This window comes from Bacillus cereus group sp. BceL062, from assembly GCF_051780025.1.
Taxonomy (GTDB): domain Bacteria; phylum Bacillota; class Bacilli; order Bacillales; family Bacillaceae_G; genus Bacillus_A; species Bacillus_A toyonensis.
Window position 1 is genome coordinate 532534 of the sequence record NZ_JBPWGY010000002.1, and the last position, 12994, is coordinate 545527.

The following is a 12994-nucleotide window of genomic DNA, read 5'->3' on the forward strand; positions in this document are numbered from 1 at the left end:
AAGGAGAAATTTACATTTTAGGAGTATAATTATGAAGCTTATGACTGGTAAGTTGTTTTGGAATAGAGGAGTTTCTGTACCTTGTTATCCAACGTTAGAAAATGATATGATATGTGATGTGCTCGTAGTCGGAAGTGGCGAAGCGGGTGCTCATATAGCGTATTCATTAGCGAAGATAGGAATGCGTGTTACGCTCATTGAAAAAAGAGCAATTGCATGTGGTAGCACAGCTGCCAATACAGGTTTATTACAATTTCTTCATGATAAATCGTTAACCTCTCTTATTCATACATTTGGGAAAGTAAAAGGGGTACGAGCATATAGGCTTTGTTATGAAGCCCTTAGAACAATGGAGAAGATTGTACCGACTCTCGATATTAATCCCCATTTTATTCCGCGAAATAGTTTGTATTATGCGAGTAGAGATGAGGATATTTCATTTTTACAAGAAGAATATAATACGTTACGCTATTATGAATTTCCGGTTGAATATTTTACAGAGTCTGATATTAAGAAACGTTATTCATTTGCAAAACAAGCAGCATTATATACAAGCGGTGACGCAGAAGTGAATCCATATTTGTTAGCACATAGTCTTGTGCATAAAGCAAAGCAAATGGGTGCTAGTATATATGAACATACAGAGGCAATACATATTAAACGAATGCAAAATGATCTAATTTGTTACACGAAGACAGGAAATAAAATAGCAGCAAAGAATATTATTATGGCGACAGGTTATGAAGCGCTTTTTGGAAAGAAAGAAAAAAATACAATAGTAGAAACGTCTTATGCAGTTGTTACAAATAAGATAGATCAGTTCGAAGGTTGGCATGAGCAATCATTAATTTGGGAAACGGCACGGCCTTACCTATATTTTCGAACGTATCAAAACCGCATTATTGTAGGCGGGTTAGATGAGGTGCTGAAAATTCAAAATATCGGCGATTCGAAATTATTGCATAAGCGTGATATCCTTATTAATATTGTAAAAGAAATGTTCCCGCAATTTAATAATATACAGGCAGAGTACTATTGGGCAGCAGCATTTGGTGGTAGTCATGATGGTCTTCCTATTTTAAAAGAAGATAAAAAGATACATAATTTATATTACGCACTGCCATATGGGGGAAATGGAACTGTATACGGAATGGTATTTGCAAAACTATTTCAGCAGTTATTTACAAATAAAGAAAGTAATGATTTTTCTTTATTTAATCGATAGAAAAAAGGTAGCGAAGTGATGGAATGAGAGATATAAAAAAGTTTTTACAAAAATTACGTCCCGTACAACTTATTGTTTTGTTTTATTTATTAGCAGTAGTCGTATCGGTAATATTACTTAGTTTACCGTTTGTTACGAAGGCTGATGTGAAATGGACATTTATCGATGCCCTATTTACATCTGTTAGTGCGGTAAGTGTTACAGGACTTTCAGTTGTTACGATTTCAGATACGTTTACAACAGCAGGAATTATTGTATTAGCTCTAATTTTACAATTAGGCGGATTAGGCATCATGGCACTTGGCACATTCGTTTGGATTATAACGGGTAAAAAGATTGGTTTGCAGCGAAGAAGATTAATTATGGCAGACCATAATCAAGGAAATTTATCGGGTCTTGTAGAATTAATGCGTTCTATTTTAATTGTAATTATTTCGATAGAAATCATTGGAGCGATCCTGTTAGGTACAAGGTTTTTACTGTACTTTCCGACTTGGCAAGAAGCTTATTTTCACGGTTTCTTTGCCGCTGTTAGTGCAACGACGAACGGTGGATTCGATTTAACAGGACAATCGCTAATCCCGTACAAAAAAGATTATATCGTTCAAATGATTCATATGTTACTCATTATTTTAGGAGCGATTGGCTTCCCTGTGTTAATGGAAGTGAAGCAATTTCTTAGTAAGAAGAGAGAACAACTTTTTCGTTTTTCGTTATTTACAAAATTGACGACAACAACATTTTTTGCACTTGTTGTTGTTGGAACCATCATGATTTTTTTACTAGAACGAAATCATTTTTTAGTAGGAAAGTCATGGCATGAAACGGTTTTCTATACGTTATTCCAATCTGTGACAACGCGAAGCGGTGGACTCGCTACAATGGATATACGTGAATTGTCACAACCAACGCTTTTATTTATGAGTATATTAATGTTTATTGGAGCATCTCCAAGTTCGGTTGGGGGCGGGATACGTACGACAACATTTGCGGTTAGTATATTATCGTTATATACATTTGCAAGGGGCGGTAGAACGGTTCGAGTCTTTAAAAGACAGCTACATGAAGAGGATGTATTAAAAGCATCTGTCGTTATGACAATGGGAATATTATTATGTGCCACGGCACTATTTATTTTATCCATTACGGAAAATGTACCGCTTATGAGTTTGATCGTTGAAGTTTGTTCTGCTTTCGGGACGACAGGTTTATCGACAGGTATTACGCCAGATTTAACAACTGTTGGTAAACTTGTACTTATTGTACTCATGTTTATCGGACGCGTCGGTATTTTAACATTTATATTAGCTAGTGGTGGAAGAGAACAACCACCTCGCTATAAATATCCGAAAGAAAGAATTATTATTGGATAGTATGAAGCCATTCTACCTGCATTAGGTAGAATGGTTTTTTTAATCGTTAATTCCGAATTGGGGATGCATAAAAGCGTCATTTTTATTATCAACTTCTTTTTTAAGTAATTCTTGATTTTCTTCTGCAATCCACCCGATATCATTTGTAGGATGGATCCATTCATCCCCAGCCATAATGGCAGGGTCTACCTCATCACTCCAATTGTTTAAGGGGTTGTTCTCGGAATTGTATTTACTGTCTCCAATTACAACATCATATTGATTTACAAAAGGTTGTTGCATCTTTTTTCCTGTTCCTTTAAAAGAAGGGAAGTTCATTTGATGAGGGAGCGTCTCGTCTAAAATTGGCGATTGGATTGTTTCTTTCTCTTTCAAAGTAATCGCTCCTTTTTGTAATGGTTTGTTCGTATGTAGTATTTCCATCTATAAGCTCTTATGTACTTGTTAACACTTGCCAGTAATAGTTATTTCAGATTGCTCCAAACTAGAGTAGAAAGTAATTTCTTGAGAGCAGGTGAACGTATTGGTAAAAAGAAAAGTGAAACAAAATGCGGCAATTAACAATAATAAAACTCCGAAAGAAAGCTTACCAGATGCAGAATTTGCATTAGAGTATGAAGGAGAAAACAGTGCAAAGTATGCAAATCGAAATTCAAAAAAAGGTAAACAAAAATGAGGCGTTTTTTACAAACGTCTCATTTTTTTGTGGGATTATAAAGGTTTTTTTAATTGTTTGTAAATTTCACATTTTCTATTAGCAGAAAAATGTGAAAAAACATAGAAGTAGCAACGTATTACACAAAAACAAACAACAAACAAAAGATTAATGTTGGTTTAATACTGCTTTTACACTAATTGTTTATATTTGAGTTGTACATAAGATTTGTAAAAGGAGAGAGAGACAGTGAAAAAAACAATCTTTAAAGCTGTAGCAACTGGAATGGTATTTTCGTTATTAATGGGGTGTGGTGCAAAGAAAGAAGAAAGTGCTGGAGCAAAAGTGAAAGATGATAAATTATCTGGATCGTTAACTGTTTACACAGCGATTGAAGAAGAGCTTGTACCGATTTATCTTGATTCTTTCAAAAAGAAATACCCGGATGTGAAGTTGAACATTGTTCGTGATTCAACAGGAGTTATTACAGCGAAATTGCTAGCTGAAGGAAAAAATACACAAGCAGATGTTGTGTGGGGAACTGCGGCGTCTAGTCTATTAGCTTTAGAGAAAAAAGATATGTTAAAAGAATACTCTCCAAAAGGAGCGGATCGTGTCCTTCCGCAATTTAAAGATGATAAGAAACCTGAAAAATGGGTAGGTAATACTGCGTTTATGACGGGGATTGCTGTAAATAAAGAAGAATTAAAGAAGAAAAATTTACCGATGCCGGAATCATATGAAGATTTAACGAAACCAGAATATAAAGGAACACTTGTTATGCCACATCCAGCTTCTTCTGGAACAGGATTTTTAACAGTTTCTGCATGGTTGCAAATTATGGGTGAAGATAAGGGCTGGGATTACATGAAAAAACTTCATGATAATATGGCATCTTATACGCATTCCGGTTCAAAACCAGCGAAATTAGCAGGTGCAGGTGAATATCCAGTTGGTGTGTCAATGGTTTATAGCGCTTTAAAAGAGAAACAAAAAGGTGCACCAGTTGAAGTTGTACTGCCGAAAGAAGGACTAGGCTGGGAAGTAGAAGCGAACGCACTTATTAAGAAAGATAATGCGAAAAATGATAAATTAGCACAAGCGTTTTTAGACTGGGCAATTACAGATGATGTAATGAAGTTATACTTCGAGAAAAATGGATTTGCGACAATTAAAAATGACTATAAACTTCCAGATGGATTCCCGAAAGATGTGACAGAAAAGTTATACAAAAAGAATGACTTTAAATGGGCAGCAGAAAATCGCGACAAAATTTTAGAGCGTTGGGAAAAAGAGTTTGGTCAAAAAACAGAACCGAAAAAGTAAGTGAGTGGGAGAGAGAAAAATGAGCGAATATTTATCAATTCAACACATTCAAAAACAGTTTGATGCATTTACAGCGTTAAAAGATATTTCTTTTACAGTGAAAAAAAATGAGTTTGTTTGTTTATTAGGCCCGAGTGGTTGTGGGAAAACGACGTTGCTTCGCATTTTAGCAGGGTTAGAAGAAGCGACAACAGGTAGTATAGCTGTGAATGGGAAAGATATTACAGCATTGCCGCCTGGTAAGCGGAATTTCGGAATGGTTTTTCAATCGTATGCATTATTTCCGAATTTAACGGCGCTTGAAAACATTGAATACGGCTTAAAGACAAAAAAATATGGAAAAACAGAAGTAAAAGAGAAAGCGCTATTGGCGTTAGAACTTGTTGACTTACTGAATGTAAAAGATAAATATCCTGCTCAAATATCTGGTGGACAACAGCAGCGAGTAGCACTTGCACGTGCGCTCGCTCTGTCTCCCGATATTTTGTTACTAGATGAGCCGTTATCTGCTTTAGATGCAAAAGTGCGTGAAAAGTTGCGTAGAGAAATGCGTGATTTGCAAGAAAAAGTCGGAGTAACAACTATTATGGTAACGCATGATCAAGAAGAGGCATTAACGATGGCTGATAAAATTGTTGTAATGAATCATGCGGAAATTATGCAGATTGGAACACCAGAGGAGATTTACCAAAGACCAGCCAATCCGTTTGTGGCAGATTTTATTGGTTCTATTAATTTCTTTTCGAAAAATAATGAAGAACATGCAATTCGTCCTGAACATGTAACAGTTGTGCACAATAATGGTATGAAAACTGTTGTAGAAAGCATGGAATTCCGGGGGGCTGTATACCGGACGGAAGTGCGGGTCATAGAAGAGAAAACACACCTTTATAACGAGAAAATCGTAGTGGATATATTGGCATCAGAAGTAGAAGCAACTTCTATTAGGAAAGGAAAGCAAATTCAAATCTCTTTCTCAGAAAATCATATGTTGTCATATGGAAAGAAGGTCATTGTATAGATGGAGATGTTAGAAAATTATCAGGTAGAAAATACGAAAAAAAAGATTAAGAGACGTATCGGTAAAGAAGAGTGGATACAGAGACTAGTAATTATCGGTATGCTTCTTTCATTTCTTATCATACTTGTATTGCCTTTATTACAATTGTTTACACAAGCCTTTTACGATAAAGATGGAGCTTTCGTTGGTGTTGCGAATTTCAGTAAATATTTCACAACACCAACTTTAGTTCAGTCTTTACAAAATACAGTATGGATTTCGGGCGCAACAACAATTATTTCAGTTGCAATCGCATTCGTTTATGCATATGCAATTGCCCGTACGAATGTTTTTGGAAAGCGCGTATTTCAGTATGTAGCGTTATTACCATTGTTCGCACCAACGATGATGCACGGTATAGCACTTACATATTTATTTGGTAATCAAGGGCTAGTAACGAAAGGAATGTTTGGTTTATTTGAAGGTATACAAATCCCTTTATATGGACCAGTAGGAATTATAATAGCTGAAGTTATGTATACATTTCCGCAAGCATTCCTTATTTTATTAATTGCTTTTCAAGGATCTGACTATCGTTTATATGAAGCTTCTAATATGTTAGGAGCGAGTAAAACAAAGCAGTTTCTTACTGTTACTTTACCTAGTGTAAAGTACGGATTAATTAGTGCAATGTTCGTTGTATTTACACTTAGTTTCACTGATTTTGGGGCGCCAAAAATTGTAGGAGGACAATATAATGTGCTTGCTACTGACGTATATAAACAAGTAATTGGACAGCAAAATATGCCAATGGGGGCAACTGTCGGAATGATTTTATTAATCCCAGCTATCTTTGCTTTTGCAGTTGATCGTATTACGCAAAGAAAACAGGCGAATTTTTTATCTTCAAAAGCAGTACCTTACAGAATAATAAATAATAAGAAAAGAGATGTTATTTCGTTCGCATATTGTAGCGTAATAACGCTTATGATTATTCTTTTATTCGTTGCAGTTGGTATTGCTGCAAGTGTAAAAGTATGGCCGTATAATATGAGTTTTACATTTGAGCATTTTAATTTTTCAAGTTTAACGGGAGATGGACTTGAAGCGTTTAAAAATAGTGTAATTGTTTCAGCGGTTACAGCGGTTATTGGGGCAATTTTAACATTTGTGTTCGCGTATGCAATTGAGAAAATAGACCAGCTACAATTTTTCCGAAAAACAGGTTACTTTTTCTCTATCGTACCTTTAGCAATACCAGGTTTAGTACTTGGGTTAGGCTACGTTTTTTTCTTTAGTCAACCAACAATACAAATATTTGGACTTTCCGTAACGAACCCGTTTCATTCTCTATACGGAACAATTGCTGTGTTAGTACTAGTTAATATCATTCATTTTTATTCTGTAACATTTGTTACGGCAACGACAGCTTTAAAGAAATTAGATCGAGAGTTTGAACTAGTTTCACAGTCGATGGGGATCCCGTTTTATAAAACATTCTTTCGAGTTACGGTACCGATGTGTCTACCAGCCATTTTAGAAATGGTAATGTACTATTTCGTAAATTCCATGGTGACTGTCTCGGCAGTTGTATTCCTATACGCAGCTGATTTTAAACTAGCTGCTGTGTCAATTGTAAATATGGATGATGCAGGAAATGTGGCACCAGCAGCTGCGATGAGTGTACTTGTTGTTGTTACTAATATTGTAGTAAGAGTTGTATATGAATGGGGAACGAAAGCACTTCGTAACCGAACGTCAAAATGGCAACAAAGATAAAGTGAAACTTTAATCAGTGGGGGGGCATCCCCCGCTGATTAATAGTTGAACCAATCGGACTTTTAAGGCAGCATGATTCCCGCCTAACTTCTTTGCGAGGGGGAGTCTTACTGCCTGGCGAACAGCGAGATAAATAAGAAGGGTGATGGATAGAATGAAAATAGAAGCAGTTATTTTTGATTGGGCAGGTACGACAGTTGATTACGGATGTTTTGCACCACTGGAAGTATTTATGGAAATTTTTCATGAACGTGGTGTTGAAGTTACAGCAGAAGAAGCACGTAAGCCAATGGGATTATTAAAAATAGATCATGTAAGAGCACTAACAGAAATGCCTCGTATTGCGAATGAGTGGAAGCGTGTTTTCGGACAATTACCAACAGAAGCAGACATTCATGAGATGTATAAAGAATTTGAAGAAATTCTCTTTGCTATTCTGCCAAACTATGCCACGCCAATTGATGGGATAAGAGAAGTGATGGCTTCATTACGTAAAAGAGGCATTAAAATTGGCTCAACAACTGGTTATACGAGAGAAATGATGGATATTGTTGCAAAAGAAGCAAAACTACAAGGGTATAAACCTGATTTTCTTGTGACGCCAGATGATGTTCCAGCAGGTCGTCCGTACCCGTGGATGTGCTATAAAAATGCGATGGAACTTGGTGTGTATCCGATGAATCATATGATAAAAGTGGGAGACACGGTGTCAGATATGAACGAGGGCAGAAATGCTGGGATGTGGACTGTTGGCGTAATTCTCGGTAGTAGCGAGCTCGGCTTAAGCGAGTGGGAAGTTGAAACTATGGATCCGGTAGAACTTCATGAAAAGATGGAAATAGTTCGTAATCGTTTCGTTGAAAACGGAGCTCATTTTACGATTGAAACGATGCAAGAACTCGAGAACGTAATTGAACATATCGAGAAACAAGAACTTATTATTTCATAAAAGGGGCAAAGGATCATGAATGGAAATCACTACTTATTATTAACGCCAGGACCATTGACGACAACAAAAACGGTAAAAGAAGTTATGCTATACGATTGGTGTACATGGGATGTTGAATATAACACAATGGTGCAAGATGTAAGAGCTAAACTTGTATCGTTAGCAACGAAAGAAGAAGAGAAATATACAACGGTTTTAATGCAAGGAAGCGGTACGTTTTCAGTTGAAGCAGTGATTGGTTCTGTCGTTCCTAAAAATGGAAAGCTTCTTGTTTGTACAAATGGTGCATACGGTAAGAGGATTGTGCAAATGGCAGAGATGTTACATATAAATGTGGTCGTGAGTCAAACAGAAGAGTGGGAACCTACTAATATTGCAGAAGTAGAAAAGTTATTGCAAGAAGATAAAGAGATTACTCATATTGCAGTAGTTCATTGTGAAACAACTACAGGTATTATTAATCCAATTGTAGATGTATGTAAATTAGGAAAGCGATACGAGAAGGTTACAATTGTTGATGCAATGAGTAGTTTCGGCGGGATTGAAATAGACATTGCTGATTTGCAAATTGATTTTTTAATTAGTAGTGCGAATAAATGTATTCAAGGTGTTCCTGGATTTGGTTTTGTTATCGCAAATCGTGAGGAATTACTAAAGTGTAAAGGGCAAGCACGCTCTTTATCTCTTGATTTATATGATCAATGGGAAACGATGGAAGAGCAAAATGGAAAATGGCGTTTTACTTCACCTACGCATGTTGTACACGCTTTTTATCAAGCCTTGCTTGAACTAGAAAAAGAGGGCGGAGTAAGAGCACGTTGCAATCGATATTATAACAATCAAAAATTATTGGTCAACAGAATGAAAGAAATTGGATTTAAGTCATTAGTAGATGAAAAATATCAATCTCCTATTATTACATCGTTTATTTACCCAGAGGGATTTGAATTTCAGGAGTTATATAACGAGTTAAAGAAGTATGGATTTGTAATTTATCCAGGGAAAATTTCGAAAGTAGATACGTTCCGTATTGGAAATATCGGTGATGTACATGAGGAAGATATAAATCGTTTAGTTGATAGTATCGCCAAAGGAGTTGTTATAGGTTGAAAGTATTTTGCTTAGGTGGAGCAGGTAAAATTTGTCGTGAAGCGATTTTGGATTTAGTTCAATTTTCATCTTTTGAGACGATTACAGTAGCCGATTTTAACGAAGAAGAAGGCCGTAAAGTAGTAGAATGGCTCAACGATCCTCGTGTTGATTTTGTGAAAGTCGATGTGACAAATCATGAGGATACAGTTGCAAAAATGAAAGGCTATGACATTGTAATGGATGGTACGACGATAAAGTTAAATGGATTGTCTACTCGTTGTATTGCGGAAGCTGGGTGTCACGGTGTGAATTTGAATGGATTTGGTGAAGAAAATGAATCACATGCTATATTTGTTCAAAATGAAAAAACATGTTTACCCGGATTTGGTATGACACCAGGTGTAACGCAAATGATGGCCATGCATGCAGCAAAGCAGCTAGATACTGTAGAGTCTGTTCGTGTAAGTCACGGTTCGTATCGTCCAATTGCTTTTTCTGCATCAATTACAGAAACAACGACATATGAATATGATCCAAATTTACCATCGCGTACAGTATATGAAGATGGTAAGTTTAAGCAAGTACCTCCTTTTGCGCGACCAAGAGAAATTGAATTGCCAGCGCCTTATGGTAAAACAATGCAGTATATCATTCCGCATTCTGAAACGATTACGTTAGCAAAGGCACTAGAAAATAAAGGTGTCAAACTGATAGAGACGAGAGGAACTTGGCCAAAGAAAAATATGCAGCTCGTACGTGCTTTATATGATTACGGCATATTGCGTAATGATCAAATTGAAATAAACGGGAAAGAAATTGGCATTATGGATTGTATTTCGCAGTATTTATTACAATCGAAAGAAGGTCAAGAGACGGAAGTATACGGTTATGCACTTCATGTAGAAGTAGTAGGTATGAAAAACAATGAGAAACAGAGACATGTATTATATCATACACATCCGTTATCTGATGGATCTATTGTAGGATGGGAAAATTTAAGAGCTTATACGAGAAACGTCGGTATTCCATTTGGAATTGCTACCGAGTTAATTGCAAATGGGAATGTAAATAAAATGGGTGTTGTTACGCCTGAAGAAGCTTTCGAAAATCCACAACTTGTTTTTGATGAACTAGAAAAGCGCGGCATTTATATTCATGAAGAGGTTTTCACTGAAAAAGAAAATTATAATTTTGTATAAGCAAGGAACTTTATGAGGTAGATACAAATGGGGTGAAGCTATGTCTGTAGTAGGAGAAGAAAGAAAGCGGACTATTCTTGAAAAAGTAGAGTTTAAAGGAAAAGTAAAGGTTTCAGAATTAGCGAGAGAATTCGCTGTATCAACAGAAACAATTCGTCGATATTTAGAAGAGTTAGATCGTGAAAAAAAGTTGAAGAAAGTGTATGGTGGAGCTGTTCAACTTCCAGGTGCCGGGATAGAGGCGCCGATGTTAGAAAGAGAAATGCTACATATAGAAGAGAAGAAAAGAATTGGTTATAAAGCAGCAACATTTGTAGAAGATGGTGATGTTATTGCAATTGATGACGGAAGTACACCACTTCAGATGGTTCCATATCTTGTTCATCGAAAAAATTTAACGATTGTTACGAGTTCTTTTCCAGTAGCGACACAATTAATCTCTTCTATTAATAAAAAGATGTTTCACGGTGAAGTTTTATTTATTGGTGGAAAAGTATCCCCAAAGCATTCGCGTGTATCAGGATCTATTTCTCAGCAAGTGATTCATCAATTTCATTTTCATAAAGCGTTTGTTTCGATTGATGGGTTATTACCTAGTTTTGGCGTTTCCAGTTTTGAATTAGAAAAAGCAAAACTGTCGGAAGCGATGATGAAATTAGCTGAGAAAACATATATTTTATGCGACCATACAAAAGTAGGCGTAAAAGGGAATTATAGAATAGCAGGATTTTCTCGTATTCAACATGTTATTTGTGATAAGAAAATGCCATATAGTTTTGAAGAAGAAGTTAAGAAGCATAATATTCAATGGACAGTGTGTTAAATAAAGTGAAAGCAGTAATGAAATAAAAGGTTTGCATTCATGCAAAAAGTGGACACATTTTCTCATTTCCTTCATATAATTTACCAATATAAAAAAAGTTGGCTGAAGGAAAGAAGGGAGAATATGTCAGAACGCATATATAATAAACTTGTATTGTATGCAAATATTTTACAAAAAATTGGTTTTATTAATGAGAAAGAAAAAAGTGAAATTCTTCATACGATAGGTAAAAAATCCCTTTGAATAAAGGGATTTTTATTGTGTATCGCTAGACACATATTTTACATGTAATATTGCAGTTATCAATATAAGGGAATTTTATTTTGAAAAAATTATATTAAGGTGCTAGTAATAGTAACATTAGGCGACAAAGAAACAGAGAAAGCAGATGATAACTCTAATTCATGCCATACGGAAACAAAGAATCAAGTGGATAGCCAAAATATGATAACAGATAAATAATTAAGAGAATTTGTTAATAAAAAGGTATGTAATAGAAAAGATTTAAATACACCAATTACGAAAGAAGAGTTATTGCAAGTAAAGGACTTATTTTTAAATACGAATGAGATTATTGATTATCGTACATTGAAATATATGCCGCATTTTAAATTTTTAACAGTTGCGAATGCGAAGATAAAAGATCCGTCATTCTTTACGAACTTAAAGCAAATGAGAAAAATACGTTATTCTTTCATTAGAAGAATAACGTATTTTTTATTGTAAAATGAAGTAGGACATGGACGGCGGGATTGGTATGTGAGTAGCCTATTTTTACGATGAGCGTTGAAATCATATTGACAAAAAAGCATTCTCATGTGATAATTCAATTAAATTTTTAGAATAATCAAAAAATACTCCTTTTACATAGAAAGGATTCGAACATTATATAAATATTACGACGGGGGTGACGAAATGTTATTTTTTCTGAAGAAATGGAATGAATTAAAAGATGTGAAATCTGAATTGGCACTTCGTGATTGGTTTTATGGTACAAAAATTAGTTTATCGTTATGTACGTCAAAAGAGCCATTAACATTTTTAGTGAATGTTGAGGGAAGAGATAAAGGATTGTTTTCAGAAGAGGATTTTATTGTTGTCAATTGCATGTGTGAGCCAGTGTTTGAAAACGAGGAAAAACCAGCGGTAGAGTCATTTATGCATGCGGATATTTATAAAAAAAGCAGTGCGGAATGTATTTTACAAGTACAGACTGTAGATAGCCATTTAATATCAGAGTTATACGGAGAAGAAAGAGAAGTAACATTCGATAAACGTAGCGTGGAACGTGTTTTTGGAAAAGAAGGTATAACAGAAATGACAATTCCAATTGTAGAAGATGAAAAGAAATTTGCTGATTTGTTAGAAAGTAATGTTCCGAATTTTATTGAAGGTGGAGGAGTAGTTCTCGTTCATAATTACGGCATGATTGTGTGGGGGAAAACGCCAGAAGAAGCGAAAAAATGGCTAGAGGGTATAGAATATTTAATGAACTATCATGTAAAGTTGTTAATGATAAAAGGTGCGAAGAGCTCTGTTATATAAAAATGTTTGCGATGTTGTTACAATTCCA

At 35.5% G+C, this 12994-nt stretch carries 12 protein-coding genes and 1 pseudogene; 12 read left to right on the forward strand and 1 reads right to left on the reverse strand.

Going from position 1 to position 12994, the window contains the following annotated elements; translation table 11 throughout:
* Nucleotides 1-31: 31 nt before the first annotated feature.
* Together ACS2MN_RS07925 and ACS2MN_RS07930 are read left to right on the forward strand one after the other, a co-directional pair.
* Entirely contained in the window at nt 32-1225 is a 1194-nt protein-coding gene (locus tag ACS2MN_RS07925) for an NAD(P)/FAD-dependent oxidoreductase (RefSeq protein ID WP_000772552.1), read from the forward strand.
* Between the two features lie 23 nt (nt 1226-1248).
* Nucleotides 1249-2598, forward strand: coding sequence for a TrkH family potassium uptake protein (locus ACS2MN_RS07930; RefSeq protein ID WP_001204697.1), 1350 nt, complete (start codon nt 1249-1251; stop codon nt 2596-2598).
* A 39-nt stretch (nt 2599-2637) separates the two neighbouring features.
* Here ACS2MN_RS07930 and ACS2MN_RS07935 read toward each other — a convergent pair whose 3' ends face one another.
* A complete protein-coding gene (locus ACS2MN_RS07935; RefSeq protein WP_000404292.1) occupies nt 2638-3021 on the reverse strand; it encodes a DUF3905 domain-containing protein in 384 nt (127 codons plus the stop codon).
* Between the two features lie 100 nt (nt 3022-3121).
* On the opposite strand from ACS2MN_RS07935, the gene ACS2MN_RS07940 reads away from it, so the two are divergent.
* From ACS2MN_RS07940 to ACS2MN_RS07985, 10 genes and pseudogenes are all read left to right on the forward strand, one after another.
* The gene (locus ACS2MN_RS07940) at nt 3122-3274 is read left to right on the forward strand and encodes a hypothetical protein (protein WP_000240799.1); all 153 of its coding nucleotides are present in this window, start codon (nt 3122-3124) and stop codon (nt 3272-3274) included.
* A gap of 228 nt (nt 3275-3502) precedes the next feature.
* Nucleotides 3503-4579, forward strand: a complete 1077-nt coding sequence (locus ACS2MN_RS07945; RefSeq protein WP_000750903.1) for a putative 2-aminoethylphosphonate ABC transporter substrate-binding protein — start codon at nt 3503-3505, stop codon at nt 4577-4579.
* Between the two features lie 19 nt (nt 4580-4598).
* Nucleotides 4599-5600 (forward strand): putative 2-aminoethylphosphonate ABC transporter ATP-binding protein, encoded by a 1002-nt coding sequence (locus tag ACS2MN_RS07950; RefSeq protein WP_098710177.1) that lies wholly within the window; start codon nt 4599-4601, stop codon nt 5598-5600.
* On the forward strand, nt 5601-7358 hold the full coding sequence (locus tag ACS2MN_RS07955; protein ID WP_142285951.1) for a putative 2-aminoethylphosphonate ABC transporter permease subunit: 1758 nt from the start codon (nt 5601-5603) through the stop codon (nt 7356-7358).
* A gap of 154 nt (nt 7359-7512) precedes the next feature.
* Complete coding sequence (phnX, locus tag ACS2MN_RS07960) at nt 7513-8307, forward strand: phosphonoacetaldehyde hydrolase (RefSeq protein ID WP_098710178.1); 795 nt, start codon at nt 7513-7515, stop codon at nt 8305-8307.
* Between the two features lie 15 nt (nt 8308-8322).
* Complete coding sequence (gene phnW, locus ACS2MN_RS07965) at nt 8323-9417, forward strand: 2-aminoethylphosphonate--pyruvate transaminase (RefSeq protein ID WP_001014015.1); 1095 nt, start codon at nt 8323-8325, stop codon at nt 9415-9417.
* On the forward strand, nt 9414-10598 hold the full coding sequence (locus ACS2MN_RS07970) for a saccharopine dehydrogenase family protein (RefSeq protein ID WP_000862161.1): 1185 nt from the start codon (nt 9414-9416) through the stop codon (nt 10596-10598). The genes phnW and ACS2MN_RS07970 overlap by 4 nt, the downstream gene beginning before the upstream one ends.
* Nucleotides 10599-10638: 40 nt before the next feature.
* Nucleotides 10639-11421, forward strand: a complete 783-nt coding sequence (locus ACS2MN_RS07975; protein ID WP_000117656.1) for a DeoR/GlpR family DNA-binding transcription regulator — start codon at nt 10639-10641, stop codon at nt 11419-11421.
* 357 nt (nt 11422-11778) lie between these two features.
* Nucleotides 11779-12105 (forward strand): annotated as a pseudogene (locus tag ACS2MN_RS07980) (NEAT domain-containing leucine-rich repeat protein); the annotation flags it as partial.
* Between the two features lie 231 nt (nt 12106-12336).
* Nucleotides 12337-12966, forward strand: coding sequence for a class II aldolase/adducin family protein (locus ACS2MN_RS07985; protein ID WP_000896003.1), 630 nt, complete (start codon nt 12337-12339; stop codon nt 12964-12966).
* Nucleotides 12967-12994: the final 28 nt, after the last annotated feature.

Bases quoted from the DNA above. Each gene is read 5' to 3' on its own strand.
- phnW (WP_001014015.1), top strand. From the start codon at position 8,323: ATGAATGGAAATCACTACTTATTATTAACGCCAGGACCATTGACGACA.
- ACS2MN_RS07930 (WP_001204697.1), top strand. From the start codon at position 1,249: ATGAGAGATATAAAAAAGTTTTTACAAAAATTACGTCCCGTACAACTT.
- ACS2MN_RS07975 (WP_000117656.1), top strand. From the start codon at position 10,639: ATGTCTGTAGTAGGAGAAGAAAGAAAGCGGACTATTCTTGAAAAAGTA.
- ACS2MN_RS07955 (WP_142285951.1), top strand. From the start codon at position 5,601: ATGGAGATGTTAGAAAATTATCAGGTAGAAAATACGAAAAAAAAGATT.
- ACS2MN_RS07935 (WP_000404292.1), bottom strand. From the start codon at position 3,021: ATGGAAATACTACATACGAACAAACCATTACAAAAAGGAGCGATTACT.
- ACS2MN_RS07985 (WP_000896003.1), top strand. From the start codon at position 12,337: ATGTTATTTTTTCTGAAGAAATGGAATGAATTAAAAGATGTGAAATCT.
- ACS2MN_RS07925 (WP_000772552.1), top strand. From the start codon at position 32: ATGAAGCTTATGACTGGTAAGTTGTTTTGGAATAGAGGAGTTTCTGTA.
- phnX (WP_098710178.1), top strand. From the start codon at position 7,513: ATGAAAATAGAAGCAGTTATTTTTGATTGGGCAGGTACGACAGTTGAT.
- ACS2MN_RS07950 (WP_098710177.1), top strand. From the start codon at position 4,599: ATGAGCGAATATTTATCAATTCAACACATTCAAAAACAGTTTGATGCA.